18 protein-coding genes are annotated in these 17,672 nt (G+C 57.6%); 2 read left to right on the top strand and 16 right to left on the bottom strand.

What is annotated here, in order from left to right; all coding sequences use genetic code 11:
* Positions 1-24 precede the first annotated feature (24 nt).
* The 5 genes from HNP46_RS02725 to HNP46_RS02705 all read right to left on the bottom strand — a co-directional run bounded on the left by HNP46_RS02725 (position 25) and on the right by HNP46_RS02705 (position 4,445).
* Positions 25-1,536, bottom strand: coding sequence for a hypothetical protein (locus tag HNP46_RS02725; protein ID WP_184585977.1), 1,512 nt, complete (start codon positions 1,534-1,536; stop codon positions 25-27).
* A gap of 283 nt (positions 1,537-1,819) precedes the next feature.
* The gene (locus HNP46_RS02720) at positions 1,820-2,410 is read right to left on the bottom strand and encodes a hypothetical protein (protein ID WP_184585976.1); all 591 of its coding nucleotides are present in this window, start codon (positions 2,408-2,410) and stop codon (positions 1,820-1,822) included.
* 75 nt (positions 2,411-2,485) lie between these two features.
* On the bottom strand, positions 2,486-3,082 hold the full coding sequence (locus HNP46_RS02715; RefSeq protein ID WP_184585975.1) for a hypothetical protein: 597 nt from the start codon (positions 3,080-3,082) through the stop codon (positions 2,486-2,488).
* 58 nt (positions 3,083-3,140) lie between these two features.
* Complete coding sequence (locus HNP46_RS02710) at positions 3,141-3,740, bottom strand: hypothetical protein (protein WP_184585974.1); 600 nt, start codon at positions 3,738-3,740, stop codon at positions 3,141-3,143.
* Between the two features lie 105 nt (positions 3,741-3,845).
* The gene (locus HNP46_RS02705) at positions 3,846-4,445 is read right to left on the bottom strand and encodes a hypothetical protein (protein WP_184585973.1); all 600 of its coding nucleotides are present in this window, start codon (positions 4,443-4,445) and stop codon (positions 3,846-3,848) included.
* A gap of 93 nt (positions 4,446-4,538) precedes the next feature.
* Here HNP46_RS02705 and HNP46_RS02700 point away from each other — a divergent pair, with 93 nt between their 5' ends.
* Positions 4,539-5,249 carry a hypothetical protein gene (locus HNP46_RS02700; RefSeq protein ID WP_184585972.1) on the top strand — a complete coding sequence of 237 codons (711 nt, stop codon included), beginning with the start codon at positions 4,539-4,541 and terminating at the stop codon, positions 5,247-5,249.
* A gap of 18 nt (positions 5,250-5,267) precedes the next feature.
* On the opposite strand, the gene HNP46_RS02695 is transcribed toward HNP46_RS02700, so the two are convergent.
* From HNP46_RS02695 to HNP46_RS02675, 5 genes are all read right to left on the bottom strand, one after another.
* Positions 5,268-6,500 carry a hypothetical protein gene (locus HNP46_RS02695; RefSeq protein ID WP_184585971.1) on the bottom strand — a complete coding sequence of 411 codons (1,233 nt, stop codon included), beginning with the start codon at positions 6,498-6,500 and terminating at the stop codon, positions 5,268-5,270.
* Positions 6,501-6,723: 223 nt separating this feature from the next.
* The gene (locus HNP46_RS02690) at positions 6,724-7,032 is read right to left on the bottom strand and encodes a hypothetical protein (RefSeq protein WP_184585970.1); all 309 of its coding nucleotides are present in this window, start codon (positions 7,030-7,032) and stop codon (positions 6,724-6,726) included.
* 83 nt (positions 7,033-7,115) lie between these two features.
* Positions 7,116-7,742: a hypothetical protein gene (locus tag HNP46_RS02685; protein ID WP_184585969.1), complete on the bottom strand. Its 627-nt coding sequence runs from the start codon at positions 7,740-7,742 to the stop codon at positions 7,116-7,118.
* Positions 7,739-8,494: a hypothetical protein gene (locus HNP46_RS02680; RefSeq protein WP_184585968.1), complete on the bottom strand. Its 756-nt coding sequence runs from the start codon at positions 8,492-8,494 to the stop codon at positions 7,739-7,741. Before HNP46_RS02680 ends, HNP46_RS02685 begins: the two co-directional genes overlap by 4 nt.
* A gap of 7 nt (positions 8,495-8,501) precedes the next feature.
* Complete coding sequence (locus tag HNP46_RS02675) at positions 8,502-8,903, bottom strand: hypothetical protein (RefSeq protein WP_184585967.1); 402 nt, start codon at positions 8,901-8,903, stop codon at positions 8,502-8,504.
* Positions 8,904-9,050: 147 nt separating this feature from the next.
* Between HNP46_RS02675 and HNP46_RS02670 the strand changes: the two genes are divergently transcribed.
* The gene (locus HNP46_RS02670) at positions 9,051-10,196 is read left to right on the top strand and encodes a hypothetical protein (protein ID WP_184585966.1); all 1,146 of its coding nucleotides are present in this window, start codon (positions 9,051-9,053) and stop codon (positions 10,194-10,196) included.
* Between the two features lie 59 nt (positions 10,197-10,255).
* On the opposite strand, the gene HNP46_RS02665 is transcribed toward HNP46_RS02670, so the two are convergent.
* From HNP46_RS02665 to HNP46_RS02640, 6 genes are all read right to left on the bottom strand, one after another.
* The gene (locus HNP46_RS02665; RefSeq protein WP_184585965.1) at positions 10,256-10,624 is read right to left on the bottom strand and encodes a hypothetical protein; all 369 of its coding nucleotides are present in this window, start codon (positions 10,622-10,624) and stop codon (positions 10,256-10,258) included.
* A 245-nt stretch (positions 10,625-10,869) separates the two neighbouring features.
* Positions 10,870-11,520, bottom strand: a complete 651-nt coding sequence (locus tag HNP46_RS02660) for a hypothetical protein (RefSeq protein ID WP_184585964.1) — start codon at positions 11,518-11,520, stop codon at positions 10,870-10,872.
* Between the two features lie 114 nt (positions 11,521-11,634).
* The gene (locus HNP46_RS02655; RefSeq protein ID WP_184585963.1) at positions 11,635-12,279 is read right to left on the bottom strand and encodes a hypothetical protein; all 645 of its coding nucleotides are present in this window, start codon (positions 12,277-12,279) and stop codon (positions 11,635-11,637) included.
* 157 nt (positions 12,280-12,436) lie between these two features.
* Positions 12,437-14,179, bottom strand: coding sequence for a hypothetical protein (locus tag HNP46_RS02650; RefSeq protein ID WP_184585962.1), 1,743 nt, complete (start codon positions 14,177-14,179; stop codon positions 12,437-12,439).
* 31 nt (positions 14,180-14,210) lie between these two features.
* A complete protein-coding gene (locus HNP46_RS02645) occupies positions 14,211-15,917 on the bottom strand; it encodes a hypothetical protein (protein ID WP_184585961.1) in 1,707 nt (568 codons plus the stop codon).
* A gap of 50 nt (positions 15,918-15,967) precedes the next feature.
* Positions 15,968-17,668 carry a hypothetical protein gene (locus HNP46_RS02640; RefSeq protein ID WP_184585960.1) on the bottom strand — a complete coding sequence of 567 codons (1,701 nt, stop codon included), beginning with the start codon at positions 17,666-17,668 and terminating at the stop codon, positions 15,968-15,970.
* Positions 17,669-17,672 lie beyond the last annotated feature (4 nt).

Raw genomic sequence — 17,672 nt, 5'->3', positions numbered from 1 at the left:
GCGACTCAGCCGCCCAGGCACTCATCAAACCATCGCGCTGAGTGTGTCACCGAGGCTGGAGATCGGATCCAGGCTGAGGCGCGTAACGTTCTTCACGACCCCGTTCTTGACGACAGAAAGGCCTGGCAATCGAAGATCAAGGTAGGCGTTGATCCTAGATTCGTCCTCTGCTCGTAGCACCCGGATGGCCTCTGGAATCGCCTCCGAGTGCACATCCACGTACTGGAACGGGCGGATGTTTGCGAGGACATGCAGTGGCTGAGTGATCTGACCGGAAATGTACTCCAGAGCTTTTGCCAGCAGGGTCAGGCCAGTACCGGCTACGGCAGCCTTCGAACGCTCCCAGCGATGAACAGTGATGAAAGAGCTCTCAAGCAGGAGGGCATCGACCGTTTCATCCAAGGGCACGTCAGGCTCGCGAATACGCCCCAGATAGTCCGAGATGAGTGCAAACTCATGATTCCCCTGTAGCTGTGCCACGTACTGAAGTGCTCCAGGGCCAGTCCTTTCAGCAAGAGCTTCATACAAGCCACCAGCCGCAGTAGCCAAGCACGTACCTTTCGGGCAAAGAAGGCGAGCTGTCCAGGTACAGTAGGAAACCGTTGAAGACTCCTCTTTGGAGTCCATCACAACGATGGTAAGTACCCCCTGCGGCACCTGGAGCACTTGGCGGAAGCGGTACTTCGGTGGTTTTGGCCCGATGATGACCTTCTTGTAGAAGCCCTGGTCATTCCGGCCCCAGACATAAAGATCGAAGACCTTCTGCGAAAGCTTCTCTTTGATCGCGTACTCGAGGAACTGCGAGGCAAGAGTGGCCAGGGAGGCTCCCGAAAGGAACTCACCAAGCGACTCAAGTCCGTCCACCAGGTCAGGGTGATCGAACGCATCCTTCGGCAAGAAGTGGCCTTGTTTTACGAACTCTGCAGCAACCTCCAGCAGCCTGGTGTTCACTTTCTGGAACTCGTCGAAAAACCACGCAAGCTCCTCAGGAGGATATTCCTGGAGAACTTCGAGGATCGACTTCGTTTGGACATCCGAGAGTGAGCGCCCCGCCTTGAAACCAAGGTGAAGGCAGATAGTGTTATAGAAGCTCACTCTGTTCGGGAGGCGAGCTGACGCACCCGCTGGGAACTGCCAGCAATATTCGTATGCTTCGCGCAGCGCCTCGATCACTGGCTCTGGATAGCCTTCGATATCCCAGCTGCGAACAAACCCAGAGTGGAACGACAGGAGGTTGACCGGCCAGGACTCCACGAAGCTCTTTATAGAGCTCCGATCCAGGCCGGCAACGCCCTTCAGCTCTGTAGCTGCCTGGGGAGCAATCACCGACGCATCAGCCGGCCCCATGGGGTAACGAATCCTGCCTGCATGCTGCTGCAGATCGTGAAAGTCCTTGTACCCAAGCGAGCGTGACAGCAGCTCCTGGGCGAACGACAGGTTGATTGGCTCCTGTCCGGGCCAGTTCTTGTGGACGAAGCGCGCAAGACGAGAGAAACCACGACCTTCAAGGTCGATTTTCGAGATGGGGAATGCCATATCCAGACTCCGCGATCACATTGCGGTGTCGGCTGCCCGCACGTGATCAGGGAACTGGATACGTGCGTAAGAGGGGTGTTGCGCTACCTGTGCTTGCGCTTCGCGTGCCGACCGCCAGATCCAGGGGAGACCTGGCGCGAAAGGTAGGCAATTCTTGACCGCAAGTCAACAACGGAGCCCTTAGGCAGGCCCCGTCCGCTCGAACGACCAGATACGATCCTCAACTGCCTTTACCGGATCAAGGAGCTTGGCATGCACCAGTAGTGCAACTGAACCTGGTCGGCTATTGCTTCATGTAGTCGAGCAGAGATTCGCTCTTCCGGGTCTTGAGCCATTCGTCATGCAGACGATCACGAATGAGGGCCAGGTGCTCATTGACGTAATCAGGTGCCGCTGGAAACAAGGTCACTTGTATACGGTTCACAAGGATGACGGCCGGCACCCCTTCCTTAAAGAACTGATCAGGCTCCGTAGCGCCGCCCTTAAGCCATCCTTGCTTACGGAGATTTTTTTCGAGCAGATCGTGATCCGGAAACTCGAAATGGATCGAACGGTAGCTGAGCTTGTCGACGGGGACGCCGGCTACAGGGGGTGGATCGCCAACCGGGTGATCCAATGCGAAATTGTCCTGGGCATTGAGGCTAACCCACGCCTTAGTGGCATCAGTGCCAAGGAACAACGTCGGTATCGTCCGCTCGCAGGTGTATTGGCGCTCACCCTCAGTGCAGTTCGTAAAGAACTGCGCTTTGGCTGCGGCAGGATCGCCGGGGAACCCCAACCCATCAAGGTAGAAGGTTCGAGTCCGACCTTCTGCCTGAACACCAAGCGAGAAGCTGAGAAGCAGTAAGCCAAAGACATTCAGAGTCCTTTTCACCACGATTCCCTCTATGGCTCATCCAGCGAAGTCTAGTCAGGATTTCAACACCGCACCCGGCCAGGGTATACAGGCTCAGGGTTTCATGAAATCGGTGAAGCTCTTCCCTTTCGAACTCCCCATGCTTTCTTCGTGTAGGCGCTTTGCGTAGATCGCAAACTGCCCTTGAACCTCGCTATCCGTTGCAGGCATGAGGTTCACCGAGCTGCCATGCACGTAGATCTTCACCCGAAACGACTCCCGGAAATACACCAAAGTTTCGCCTTTCTCCCCCACCGTCCAGCCATTCATGTTCAGCGCTTTCCGCAGCAGATCCGGGCTGGAAACGGTAAGCGAGACACCTCGGTAGCTCAGCTTATCGAATGGGAGCCCATCTACGGGCGGTGTCTCCATAGCCGGCAGCTCTTCGGCGAAATTATCAGCCCCTGTGAACGTCACCCAGGCCTTAACTGCGGGAACCCCGAACAACGATGTCGGCACGGTTCTGTAGCAGACGTAGCTCCGGTCTTCAGCCTTGCAGTCGGTGAAGTTCCGGAATTTTGCCGTCGACGTATCGCCAGGGAACATCAGTTCTCCAACGCTTTGGCTTGAGAAACGCTCCCCTCCGGCACTAGCAAACGAGGACAAACCCAGCAGAGCAAAGCAGAGCACCTGTACGATCATCTTGAGCATTCGTCACCTACCTGGGCGGGTCGAGTTCTAAGGGGCGTCGTTCAGCGGCTGAGAAGCTTCAGCGCTTCATGTAATCGACGAGGGACTCGCCCTTCACCTGTGCCAGTTGGCCATCATCGATCCGCTTTTGGTGGATGGCGAGTTGCTCTTTCACCTCAGCAGACGACGCAGGAGCCAGGGTTAGATTGGCACCTTTCATCAAGATTTTCGCCTTAATGCCCTCGTGGACATAAACGGTCTGAATCCCTGCCTCGCCTGTTTCGCCCATCACCCATCCCTCTACCTCTAGGGCTTTCTCGACGGGCTTAGCGTCAGCAAAAGCAAAGCTGATGCTACGGTAGCTCAGCTTGTCGAAAGGAATGCCACGCAAGAAAGGCGCTGCCTCTCTACCAGGGTGAGCGGCAAAATTGTCGCGGCCATCTATTGTGACCCCCACAATCAGGGCTGGCACACCAAAGAGTGCGGTCTTCTGGTATCTCACGCACGTGGCACTGAACTTTCCTTCCTTGCAGTCGGTGAACTGCTGCTCCTTTGCGATGGCTGCGGTTCCAGGGAACTTCCAGCCGTCAACAGTCTGGGTTTCCAGACGGTCGCTGAAAATACCGCAGGCGGACACACCGAGCGCCAGAGCACAGAGCAAAGCCAACTTCATTTTCAACGAAACTACCTCCATGAGTAACAACAGTCGAACAACCTAGTGCTGAATGCCTATGCAGGGTGTCGAGCGCAAACACCGTGCGCCGGGGTGCCGGCGCACAGAGGATCATCGCTTCATATACTCCGAAAATGACTCGTCCTTGGCTTGCGCCAAATCGCCGTCCTTGATGCGCTTTTTGTGCACTTCCAGCTGCATATCAACCTCAGCGGATGAAGCCGGCATGATACTGATCGTCTTATCCAGGAGGTAGATTTCGGCCTGAACGCCTTCGTGCACATAGGCGGTTGGTGTGTCCTTATCCCCCGTAACTCCCATCACCCAACCTTGCATTTCGAAGGCCTTTTCGAGGAGCTTGGTGTCAGCAAAAACGAAATAAATCCCGCGATAGCTCAGCTTGTCGTAAGGGATTCCTTCCAGTGAAGGAGCTGGCTTGTTAGGCATGCGCGAAGCGAAATTGTCCTCGGCAGTGATGGTTACCAGCGCCCGCAGTGCAGGAACCCCCAAGAAGGATGCGGGCCCATTGGTTCTGCAGACGTAGCTGACCTGCTTCTTCAGGCAGTCGGTGATACCTTGCTCTTTAGCGGTAGCCGGCGTTCCAGGGAACTTCCAGCCGTCTACAGTCTGTGTCTCCAGGCGATCATCGAAGAAGGAACACGCAGATACACCAGCTGCCAGTGCAGCAATCAGGACGATCTTCGATTTCACCAGCATTACCTCCATGAGAATGTCGGCGGATTCTATACACCAGCCACCACTCATGTCACTATGTCACCATGCAAAAGATGGCTTGGAGCCAGCATGAGTAACATCCCGACGCACCTGGAAGTCCCCTACCTTTGGGCCTTGAAGGAACCCCAGCCTCGACCAGGCACGAACAAGGACAGCCAGGGCCGAACGCTCAATGGTTTTGATGTCCGGGAGACCAAGCACAAGAAAATCGTCCGGGTGCTCCACAACGGCTACGCCCATCGTCGATACAGCTTCCCCAGGGACGTCGTCGCTCCCAAACACCCTATGATCCGCTGGCTGAACCTGCCCATGGCCGGGATGGTTATGCGCGACGAGGACAACCGCATGCTCAACGATGGCCCGGCGATCATCGAAGCGGTATTCGCTGGCCACAAGCCAATCGTCGATGTGATGTTCATGGAGCCCCAGAACGACTGGCAAGGGTTGGTAGAGCGTGTCGAACGAGCCGGCATGAGCTACGAAATCCACTCCGACCCCGAGACAGCCGCAACCATTACCTGGGTAATGTTCGGGTCGAACAAGCCCATGGGTGAGCTGTTCGATCTGGGCGCCATTGCAGGGTTCTACGGAGAGGGCACCAAACTGGGTGCAGAGACGTTCATGAAACGCCTGGTCAAGGTTGCCGACCTCAACCCTGTCCAGGTTGTGTCCGAGTATGACTGGAAGAGGCCTGAAAGCCTCTTCGAGCTGATGCTGACCGGGCTTTGTCTGGGTTACCCGCTGGAGAGCACTCTGGCGATCATGCTGGAGTGGGCCTAGCGAAAACCACAGAAAACCTCAGATTGCCGGCTTCGGCCGGCGCCTGACCGCTGATAGCGGTTTCTCCTCCGCCCCGAACAGCTTGCCCAGGAGCTTCTTGGTTGCTCGATAGGCTTTCGGCGCAACGTATCCGCCGACTGTGGAACCAACGATTACAGTGCCGAGAACAACGGCGCCTGGCGCGGAAACCATCCCAATGCCAACGCTGGCCAGGACTGTTCCTCCCACCGAACCACCTATGCTGGCGCCTTTCTCGGCGCAAGCGTCAGCGACTTCAGCGAAGGTCACATCCCCTTTCCCGTACTTGTAGCCCTGGTGCAGGATCGTAATGCCCATGTCGACCATGAGAGTTGCGGCATTGCCCTTTGCAAGCGGCCGGAGCAGATTCACACGCTGGCCGGCGGCCTTCAGCCCCTGAGCCAGTAGAACACTCGCAGCCGCTCCACCTCCTGCTACCCCTGCGGACTTAAGCGCATCTTTGGCCTTCCCTTTCAGGGTTTTCTCCTTGCTGGTCGCAGCGCCAGCAATGCCACCTATCACTGCGGCCGCTCCAGCGATCTTCGCACCCTCTTTGACTGCCTGCCCCCTGAGCTTTTTCGCCAGAGCTGCAGGGTCTTCCGCCATACGGATAGCTTCTGCGCTGGAAATAGGCTCGCTGCTTGCGCCGCCAACGCTCATTCGGTCAACGCCCTTCTCGAGGATTTGGCGATGGCCCTGCTCGGTGACTTTCGGACTGCTGGCTTTCGAGGGTGTCTTCAGGCGACCTTCTGAATAGCGGCGAGCCTTTGGCATGATGTCCGCAGGCCCTACGATGATGTCGACCCCGGAATATTTCGGGTCAGCCATGCTCCGTACAACCGTAGCAGTACTTGGGCTAGTGGTCTGTTTCAGCTGAGCACTGAAAGTGCCCTTCCTGGTGGTGATGAGCACATCTTTGGGAGATCGCTTCCAGTGTCCGCCGGGAAGGTCAAAGGTCATCTGCGCACGAGCGGATATACCCTTTGCTGTCGCATCGATGTTGTAAGAGGCGGTGTGGTAGACCTCAGCCATGTTGCCGGCGCGCTGCGGCACCTGGACGCGTGTCAGCCGATGCGCTTCACGGAACCCCCGACGGATACCTTTCTCCGCTTGATCAAGTGCAGAAGCTGCCAGACCAGCAATGCCGGCCGTACTGGGCCGAATAGGTGCATCATCCTGCTCGACTTCGTAATGAGGGAGCTCTTCTGCGATCTCGATCTTGTTCTGCGACATGCCCGTTCCGTCCGTGATGCCATCTTGGAATCAGGATATGGGAGTGCCGCTTCGCTTTCCAAGGGCCATGAATGAAAAAAGCCCTCATCTCTCGATGAGGGCCTTTCCACTTTTTTCTCCCGCAGCGCCGAGGTGAAGCCGAGGCCCACGCAATCTCGGAGCAAGCAGGTAAATATTACAGACTGAAAACCCGAGCATCAAACACTACCGGCTGACCGGCAAGTCAGCCAGGGTAGGCGCAGCCGATCTCGATGTTCTGGATCTGCCGGTGCGTGAAGCCCACCGGCTGACCAATCGAGTAGCCCATAGGGCTCAGTAGGCCGGGCGTACCATCAGTAAAGCTAACGACTCGACCCGTGAAGACGCCGCCATCAACAGCCTCAACCCTGACCAGGATGTCATGCCCCTGCCCGGCTGGCCGCAGCCACACGGTATCGCCCTCTTCCGGGGTTGATCGCCAGGTGGCGTCATCCACGGCCTCGGTCATTACGGTGATCTCTCCGTTACGGAGCTCGAACTCTTCCAGGGACATGGTCACATCCTACGTTGGGAACACCATACGTTGTTTATGTCCCCGCCTGGGGTGCGTCAACCCCATGGATCAAGCATCACGCTTCATTCGCCCTGGAAGGATATCTTTGGCTCTTCCAGGGAGTAGAGGGCCAGACCCTCGATGGACTCCGGCAGCGCCTCTTCGGCCAGGCGACCCTGCAGCAAAGCTACCGCCGGGTTCACGACTTTGGTCAGCACATCGCTGAATCCATTAACGCTGATCAGCCGAAGACTGAACGTCCAGGACTTCAGCTCATCCCCATCCCCGGAAAGGTTCAGGAGGCGGCCGGCTTCCACCACCGGCTCATCCATGAGGGGGAAACCCATGTAGTTGTCCGGGAACTTGATGGGCCCACCCGTCCAGAAGCACACGTGGAGCAGTGGCTCGCGGTTTTCGCCAAAACTCATCCCGTTGCCGGCCAGGCTGATCTGGAAGCACAGGCTGCCAATGGGCTCCTCGGCGACCTTTAGGGGTAGCGAGTAGGCAATGTCAGTGCTGACCCAACCGGATTCATCATCTCGAAACACTACCTTCGACCACTGCTCGGCAACAATCTCGGCGCCGGCATCTTTGGCTGCCAGGGCCTTGGACAGCTCCACCTTGATTGTCTCGGCCAGGCTATCGCACTGGCGCCCTACTTCCGCCACGAACTTGAAGTTGGCCGAGATCTGAAAACCTTTCGCGCTCATGCATCACTCCTTGCGAAGAACATGGCCTCATCGCCCTCAGGGGCATCAGGCACATCAAGATAGGCGAATCCATCGAACGGGCACCAGAAGTTCGCATCCAGGCCCTGGGGCGCATACGGAACAGCTAGACGGCTAAAGCCATCGAAGGCACGAATGCCCAGGAACTCGAGCAAGCCTGACACCTCACTGCCCCACAGCTGCAGGAGATCGGCACCGGGGCCACCGAGAGAACCCAGGATCGTCAGGATGTTAAACCAGCTCAGCAGGTGGAGCCTGCCGGCCCAGACGTCATCCTTGGCTGCATCATTGAGGGCGTTGCCGATGTCCTTGCCAATGAACACGTGCAGCGCCCTACTCTTCTCGCTCTCATCCAGGCAAGCGTTCCACTGCAGCTGGAGCTGGTCAGGCGAAAGACCGCTATCCCACTTGAGCTCAACCAGGATGACCACGCTGGTCTCACCCCACTGGAGAACCACACGAAGATCAGGCTCGCGCTCGTACCGAGTGGGCCAGAACTCCATGCTGGCGCCGGTAACCGGCCCGGCCGGGAAAGGATCGCCGGCAGAGTCCGGCTCCCAACGCACAACCGCCATCCAGAAGGCAGCGATGGCTGCCGGCGGCAAGAACGCTAGCGGGCCGAATACGGTAGAGACGATCTCATCCTCCGCGCGGACGCCAGTCTCTCCCTCCAGACGAACGCCCTGATAGCGTTCCCAGTACCGGGTTTTGTGCTTGTTTGCGGCGTGAAGCATGGCCCACCTATACCGGCTGGAACGCAGGAGTTTGCTTGTGCACCACCACGACAGCGTTGACCAGGCCGAGCAGACCTCCTACGAAGACGATGACCATCGGGTATTGGCCCTGCGTCACCGAGAAAATCAGACTGAGGACGCCTACCATGCCAACGACGGCCATGAGGATGGCGCTGACCAATACCTTGCCAGCAGGTGCCACCATGGCAGCTACGAACACAAACACAAAACAGCCGGCGAATTGGACGAGCGCTTCTCCAAAGGCAGAGAAGTAGCTGAGCTTGGCAGGGTCAGGATCTGTCCAGAATCCATTGAGGAATCGGATCAAAAGCATTACGACGGCCCAGGCAATGCAGGCCGCTGGGAGAAAGAGAATCCAACGGGTTACGGGGTGGCGTAGGAAAGACATGTGGGCGTCCTTGGCAAGTACATGTACAAGCTAAAGCGAGATGTAGGATCAATATCACCAGAAAAGAGGTTTCTCTGGCCCTTCACGTTGAAGGTTTCCTACTCTATCATGTCAAAACGCAACTACGCGATATTTACAGGGATGTCCATGAAGCAAATTATCAGCTCTGCCCTCCTTCTCGCCTGCATTTCCACGGCTCACGCAGCCGCACCTCCCATCGTTGCCGGCAAAACCTACAATGCAGCAAGGCAGGCCCTTGCCAGCGCCGGAATCACCCCTTTGACCCAGGCTGAAGTTGCCAAGGTTTCGAATGAGCCGGCCGATGATCTGGTCGCCGAACAACGCCAGAAAGGTCGACCGGAAGTGGAGAGCTGCAGCAGTGGTGGTATGCCCTACTGCTACTACCTCCTCAGGAACAAGGCAGGCGATGTCTTCGGCGCCAGCGTGTACATCCCTGAGGATGGCAGTGCCGACCGCGTGGAGATGTTCGAGAAGACTGACCGCCGTTTACCGGCTGCCGGTGTGGCTTACCAGGCGGATGACGCAACAATCGCCCTCAACGACCTCCAGAAGCGAGTGGGAGCCGGCAAGTGTGATGAGGCCTGTGTCCAGGAAGAGATCGAACGACTGGCTCCGAAGAAGCTGGCGAAGATCGGCAAGACCACAGATCCCCTCACCCGCCAGGATCTTCCCGACTTCCGCCGACTGAATATCGCTGAACTGATGGAGGCGACCCAGGTGAACGGCCTTGGAGCCGTGGTACTCGGTTCTGCACAGTTCGACTTCGACAGCTCACCCTTGACCAAGTCGCTGTATCTAGCTTCCAAGAAGTCTGCTCGTTCCTGCGCCGCTTCCAACGGAAAGCAGGTCTGCACCCTGATCTTCATGAACGAAGCTGGCTACATGATGAAGGTCGATATGGCCGGCACCGAGCTTGGGAACATGCGCGCTGTCAGCCTCTCCCTCGCTAACGCCGATGACGACATGGAGGGCATTTCCGACGAGCCCCAGCGCTTCAACGTCCAGATGATGAAGGACAAAGTCCTGGCTGATATCGATCCTGCCGCCTTCCGCGCCTTGGCCAAGAAACGGTACCAGACCACCGCCAGCTCCCAGATGATGACTGTCCTGGGCCTGGACACAAACGTGCGTGACGATGGCACCTGCAACCGACTGCTGAACCGCGCCTACCTGTTCGTTGGCAGCAACAGCGAGGTGTACCAAAAGGATCAGGCGATCAATGAGACCATCTCGGTACTGAACAAAACCCAGTGCTTCATCACACCGATGTAACCCGACCCAAAATAGGAAAGCCCCGGCACGACCGGGGCTTTCAATATCAGGCCTGCTGACTACCGCTCTATACCGCGAGAATCAGCAAACCAGTCCCACCAGCGCTTGAGCTGATCGAGAGCCTCTACGTTCCTGGGAATCTTGGCCGCCGGCAACTGAGCCCTGGTCGCGGTGAAGTCCTGCTCGTGCTCGCCGGCAAGGCGCCAATGAGTCACTCCGGTGATGCCGAGCTGCAGGCTCTTGCTCCACCAGGTAGGCCCGGAATAGTCGAATCCACAGACGAACATGTCTCCGCAGTACGATGGGCTGTAGACCACATACCGGAGTTGCTCGTAGACGTCATTCCAGGGTAGCGCGTCAGTGCAGGCAACCCAGTCGGTGCCAAGCGCCAGCACCAGGGAGCCAGGCGCCACGTCTGCCATAAGCACAGGCGCACTCTTCGTCACGCGTCTCCGGCCTCTTTTCGCAGCTGCCGGCGCAGCCTCTCCATCGCCGAATCCGGTGTCGGGCCTACAAACTCTTTCCGCTGCCTGGTGGCAGCCTCGCGCTCGAGCTGCTCACGATCAAGTTCAGCTGGGCAGCGGTGAGAACGGGCAAGAGCTGAGTTCCACAGCTCAGCACAGTCTGGGCACTCTTTCAGGATTGGATCGGCCATAGACGCAGACCTCCGGTCTCAATGCACTTCGTAGGGCGGACGATGCTGAGCAATCATTGAACCACGCGCCAGCAGTACCATGTGCGCGACAGCCAGGGATGAGTTCTGACCAATTGCCAGCGGCCAGCTCTCGTCTTCGCCCTGGAATGCTTTGATGTCCTCCTGCAGCTGCTTGATCAGCGCCGAGGTGTTGCCTGTCGAGTAGGCATGATCCAGGCGCATCTGGAACATGCCGAAGCTGCTCGGTTGCTCGATGGCGCCAAAGACACTGTTCGATAGACTCCGGGCGATGGAGAAAAAGGCCACCCCCAGCCAATCGTAGATTCGGTCGCCATCCTTCAGACTCAACACGAAGTCAGTCATCTGACCTTCCGCTTCCCACGGAACGGTGTCCTCGATGAGCTCTTCGTAGCAGGCGATAGCATCATTCAGCCGAAGACTGTTGATACCCGCGAGTGCTGAACCAGCGACGAAGCTGGAAACTTCCTTTGATTGCATGCAGGCAGCGGTGATGGCCTTGGCCCAGGCCAGAGGAGTCTGACGCTCTTCTTCCTCTACGAGCGCCAGGTAGCCATCCATCAAATCAGGATGAAAAATCACAGGATGAACCAGCTCTAGCAGAGTCTGGAGCTCATCCTCATAGCACTGCAGCGTTTCGTTGTAGCTCATCCCCGTCTCCTGACATTGGACACAAACACCACGCAGGCGAATGGTCGCATACCGTTCCCGGCCGACACCACCCTCCTCTGAAATGACAATGGCACATTCATCTGAAGGCCCCGGCTACGGAATCTCGAAGTACCGCGCGTCCGGACAGAGAGCGGTCATCGTGGAGAGACCAATCGGCGCGTTCTTGCCAATGGCTTTTGCGAAGCTGTCGTGACCAGACACGTACTCCCGCACACCCTTCGTCAGAAGCTGGATGAGCCTGTCGCCATTGGCCGAGATCAGCGCCCTCTCCACCTTCCGTGTGAAGCTCACGTAGTCGTCATCGCCGTATTTTGTCGTGACGGCAAAGGAGCGCAGCAAGCAGAAGACGGCCAGGCCCAGGATCTTGACGTCGCCCTTATTTGTCTCCAGATAGTTGTTGAAGCGCACCAACAAGGTCTTGGTGGACTGGGGGAGATCGGCCCCCATGCGGTCAACATCTTCCATGTGGTGTTGGCTGATTGAGAGGGACAGCGCTGCATTGCACTCCACAACCACGTTACCCATGAACCTCGAGAGCGGCACAGAGGCGGCCAAAGCCGTGGCAAGCTTGGTCGACCATTTCTTCGGATCAGGAACAGGCAGTGGCGCCTGGGTCGAACCCGGCGGCGGGTTGAGCGAGCCATAGGTCTCGACCAACGCCCTATGGAAGATCACCTCAGCGGCCTCCTCGAGGCTCTGCTGCATCTCCTCCTTCGACCAAAGCAATACTCCAGCCATCTGCGCTCCTTCGTCTCTAGACAACAAGGGGCGGATACTCCCAGAGCCGGCGGCTTTTTGCCACGCCTGGCACCCGCGCCATAGCAAATTGCGATGATGCAAATGTAGGCCTATAGGCATACAGCCAGCGCCGATATGTCGGCCTATAGGCCGACAGTCAGAAGTCCAGCACGTCGGCAGCTAGCTGGGTCAGCACGTCCTCAGGTACCTGGTCGTGGTAGTCCAGGAGTGGCCCGGCGCCGAACACAGCCAGGAGCTGGCGCCAGTCTTCCTCAACAGCAACAACCGACAACAGCTCTTCAGGGCCAAGGTGGAGTGCCACACTCGCGTATCCAATCCATGAGCAAGCCCCTGCTAGATGAGGCTTCACGGGTCTCTCATGACTGCACAGCCCCCGGAGCACACGAAGCGGCCCAGTCGTCGAAGGCACACCGTTGATCAGGATTGGGCCATCCGCCTTTGAAACAGCCAGGCAGCCAATCTGGATCAGGTCTTGAATCCGATCCTCGGCATCATTGGTCATCACCTCCAGTGAGGCGAAAACTGGCAAGCCATCCTGGCGATTATCGAAGTCGTTGTACCCCAGGAGTACCGAGTCGACCTGTGCTATGGCCCCCGAAAGGTCTACACCGAACTTCTTCAGTGAAATCACATCGGAAACCGACAGCTCTTGCTGTATCACCCGGTTAACCATGGACTGCAGAACCACCTGAGGCATTTTCGGCCTGCTGAACTCGACCGGAGCATCATTCCAGTAGAAGCTTGTCAGAAACCGCTCAACCGTATCGTGCGTGTCCTTTAGCCGGAACCTGTCCTGCTTTACCAGATCGTTTCCGAGTGCAGGGACAAGTCGACATGCCGTCATGCACACGGGGAAGTAATTGATCAGCCCAGTTGCCCCCTCGGACGTCCCCTCACTGGTTGTGCCTTCCAGGCGCCCCAAACCTCCCAGGAACGAAAGGGCCGTTCGGCAGAGAGTCAGCCCGACAGGCCAGTTAAAACCAATCCGAACAAGATCAGGGATGAAGGTATCGAAGAGCAAGCAATCAACCACATCCTGGTCTCGCCCAATGCACTGCACACCACAGTGGATGTAGGTGAAACTCTCGACGGCTTTCTGGCACCACTTTTCAAATGGAAGCCCTTCCCTATCTCCCTCAGAGGCTCCAGCCTCCTCCAAACGCGCCATTGGCAGAAAATCATACCCACCATCATGGTAAGTACCCTCGAGCACGACGCCGGGCAGCAATCGCCCGCTGAACACCTTCTGGTAGGGAAGCAGTGATTCAGGGTACCGCTGAATCATCTCCGGTGTGGCCCAGCAGAGCATGGGTTCGTAATAGCCCCAGTCGGCCCCCTGAGAAAGATCGAGCAAGACATCAAGCGCCTCTACTGTCCCAACCCCTCCGTCACGCACCACGGGAAGACTGATCCCTCGGGCCAAATGCCGGGAATCCATTGGGGCATGATGAGCAAGGTTGTCAGCACTCCGGCCGAACAAGAATGTGCACCAGGGGCTATTGATCGAAAGCTCGCTACCTCGCCTGCGAAGCAGCCCTAAGATCTCTTTAAGCTCCATAGGGGAACGCAGAGAGCCAAGGTTATGGTCTATCTCGCCATTGTGAATCTTCTGAGCCCCCATAGGAGTTACGTACCAGGCCAAGCTCTGCCTACGCTCCTGACGGTACTCGATCTCTACAGGTATTCCCTCAAGCCTACGGCAGCACTCACGAAGGATGTCGACTTGGCCACGGGCAGCTGATATCACCAGGGTATGGGCGATCTCCATAGGACTTAACGTGTCCAAAATCTGAAGGTATGTCCCGGTAAGGTGACAGTCAGTGAATGGCGCGAACATAAACTGCTTCGCCTTAACCCACGCGTCAGATGATGCTGTCATCGAACTTAACCTTTAAGTCTTAAATGTAGGGCTAGAGGTTAAAGGTGTCTGCAGCCATAACCGTCTGCAGGGATTCAGGCAGGTTGGAGACAAACGGAAGAAGCGGTTCGCTTCCGAAGACCACGTAGGCTGAATGCCATTCCTCAGGGGCCTTGAGCAAAGGCAGTAGGGTATCGAATCCGTGTGAGCGCATCAGGGCCCCCACGACGACCGCTTTAGCTGCCCGTGACTCCACCCTTCCGTCCAGGTACATCGCCACCATCAGAGCAAGCAGGTCAGGCAGACTCAAGTCAGAGCTTACACCTTCGATGTTCAACACTCCGGTCGCTCGCTTCAGCAAGGCATCAACCTCATCCATGCCACAGGCCATGGTGTGAGGGATATTCCCAAACATAAGATCGGTTCCAGGACAGAACGTCATCTCAGATTTCTGCCTGTCCTGCTGACTGGGGCCCTGGAAGTACTTTTGGATCAGAAACTCAGTGTTCGGAGTGCCGATCACGTTACGAAGCAGGTGGGCTTGCCACTCACTGATTTGCCCCTGCCGCTGGAGTGCCAGCTGATAGGTCTCGTAAAAGTGGGAAGGGAGCGAAAAAGCTAACCAGTTTTCCTGTCGAAGCCCGACGCTAACCTCATAGAGCTCTTTCATGAACGTAGGAGCTGCCGTGCGCCAGGGATGGAACTGATTGATGGCGTCATTCTGAAAGTGCTTCATCTTGGGGTCGCGCGACTTGGCAGCCAAGATAGCCAGCGGAGCGTATAACCTGACCTTTTCAACCACGTGCTTAAGCTTTTTCGGTCTGTCGGCGGCAAACCGCTCCAAGTACTGCACCTTGGTACGGCACAGGACGGTGCCAGCTTGCTGAGCCACCAGCTGCTCCCCTCTTCTTTGGGCCGGGGTCAGGAAGGTATCAATGAGGACTTTGTCGATGATGTCTGGGGAACGACCTTCAGGCTCCAGCCCAATCTTGAAAAAATCGATCTGGCTGAACTCCCGAAGCATCCACTCCTCGAAATTCAGGCCGCTCTCGCGGAAGGCTGGCGACTCCTTGCAAAGAGACGCTACTGGGCGCATCCCGTTGCCACCGTCGCAGTCGAAGAACGTCCTGTACGGGAGCAGCTCGCCGCCGGACTCAGCGATCATCTCTGGGTCGGCCAGGCAGAGGATGTCCTCGAACCATTCAGCAGACGCCCCAGGAGCTTTGCCACGACGTTTTAGCGCCCGCAGCAGCTCCGAGTTGCCGATGGTCTTGTCGGCGCGCAGATGAGGCAGCAGGAGGCCTTCCGGGTTGAGCACGGAGTAAGTCTGCATGAAGCCGTCGCCGGCCTGGCGGAACAGGAAAGACCAAGGGCCCTCATCTAGGATCTGGACGCCAGTGTCCTGCTGGATCATGCACAGCGTTTCCATGGCAGCCGGGCCATCAACGGTGAAGAACGGCCTGTAAGCGGCTGCGCGAAGCGTGGTTTCGCCGTGTATGGAGCTGCAGTAGGTCTTCCCATCCCTGTGCTCCAGACGAACCTGCGCCCCATCAAGGCGTATGCGGATCAGCTCCAGGACAGCGGTATCACCAATTGTCGCGGTGAAGACATAGGCTGCAGCCAAACCTTCGGGCTCCACATTCGCCAAGGTCGAGTAGATAGGCACCTTGGGATTCTCCCAGCCGGAGCTTAGAGCGTGATTGACGCGCTCGCTCTCGCTCTTGAGGAAGGCATCGAGGCCTGGGAGGTTGTAGCTCATGCTGGAAGTCCTACGCCGGAAAGGCAGTGAATTTGTCCGAAATTGCGAACTTATATGACTAGTAGATCAGCTGCCATCTGGGTCTGAATGGCATCAGGCAGGTTGGCAACAAACGGGATTAGGGGCTCGGAACCGAACAAGGCGAACACCACATGCCAGAGAGCATCTGTCTTCGGCCCGGCCATCAGCTCATCAGGGCCAAGGCGGCGAAGCAAGGCACCAGCGCTAGCCACGCGCCCGGTTGGTTTGCTCAGCTCGCCGGCCGCGTGAGCCTCCAGGAGAATGGACAGCAGCTCTGGGTACTCAGCATCCGACTCGACGCCATCCAGAGATATCCCGCACCAGCCACGATCCAGGAGGCCGTCGACCACCTTCATTCCCCCCGCCATGGTCGCTGGCGCATCGGAGAACACAATGCGTGTCCCAGCGCTGAAGTAAAACTCCTCGGTGACATCAGGAATCCCCGACGCCCAAGAAAATGACTTACCAACGATCAGCTCGGAGCCGTGCATCCCGATGGTTTTCGACAGCAGCTGCGCCTTCCACTCGGGCACCGGGCCGCCCTCAAGCGACCTTTTGTAGGCCCGGTAGAATTCAGTTGGCAATGTGTTCGGAAAGCTTTCCGCCTGTGCCGGGAAAAGCCACCTGGTGTAGAGCATATGCATGTAGTCATCGAACGCCTGGATCGCTAGCTCGCATGGCTGAGGCTTCACGACCCCAGGATCACGGGACTTTGCAGCGAGGATCTTCCTGGGGAAGTACATCTCCAGCTCCAGGTCGTACTGCTTTGCCTCAAGCTCGCACATCCTCCGGAACCCGGCCAGATAGCCCGTAGTGGTTCGACACAGAACCTTCTTGCCGGCACTGGCGCCTGAGTTGAGTTCGAGGTCGAGGTCTCCCCTGCGCTGCGTAGCGGTTAGGAAATTGCTCATGAGCACTTCGTCGATGACGTCACTTTCTCGTCCGACGGGGATAACGCCGTAGCGCACGCCCTTCATCGTGGCAAGCTGTGCGTCAACCCAATCCGGGTATTCCAGGCCGCTGGCGCGGAAGGCCTGCGACTCAGAGGAAAGATCGTCCATATCCCAGAAATTGCTCTCATCCCAGTACTGGAATACGGGCCGGTACGGCTGCAGCATACCCTCAGATCGCTCGACGATCTCGGCGTCGGCAAAGCACAGGATGTCCTCGAACCACTCGGGAGAGGCCCCAGGACGCTCACCACAACGCAAAAGAGCTTCCAGCAGTTCGTTGTACCAAACGACTCCGCTCACGCGCAGATGGGGCAGCCGGGGCCGCCAATCACTGGAGAGTGCTTCCAGCTCCCACGGTGATGCCTGGCCTAGGAAGAGGCTCCATGGGCCCTCATCCAGCAAGTTCACCCCGTTGTCGAACTGGATGGCTCGGAGGATTTCGAGCGCGCCTTCCGTATTGCAGGCGGAGAACAGCCCGAGATCTGCAACGATTGGTACCTCAGCGCCACCCATAGCTGTGCTGGCAAAAAGGCTGGAACCCCTTCGTTCGAGGGTCACCTTTGCGCCGGCCAGCCGCTTACGAAGCGGCCGAAAGAGATGTTGCTCCCCGTACAGGGCAGTACACACGTAGGCGGCCCCCAAGGCCTCCAGCTCGATTGCCGAAACGGCAGCCAACTGCTCCGCGTCAGGCTCTCGCCATTGACCAAAGGTTGCTCGCATAACGCGGGCTATCAGAACGGACTTATAAGCCTGGAGGCCGGGGAAAGATGTGCTCACCGTG

The organism is Pseudomonas nitroreducens, assembly GCF_014204515.1.
GTDB classification, from domain to species: domain Bacteria; phylum Pseudomonadota; class Gammaproteobacteria; order Pseudomonadales; family Pseudomonadaceae; genus Pseudomonas; species Pseudomonas nitritireducens_A.
Note: the sequence above shows the minus strand (reverse complement) of the source record. Positions and strands in the feature narration are given on the sequence as shown.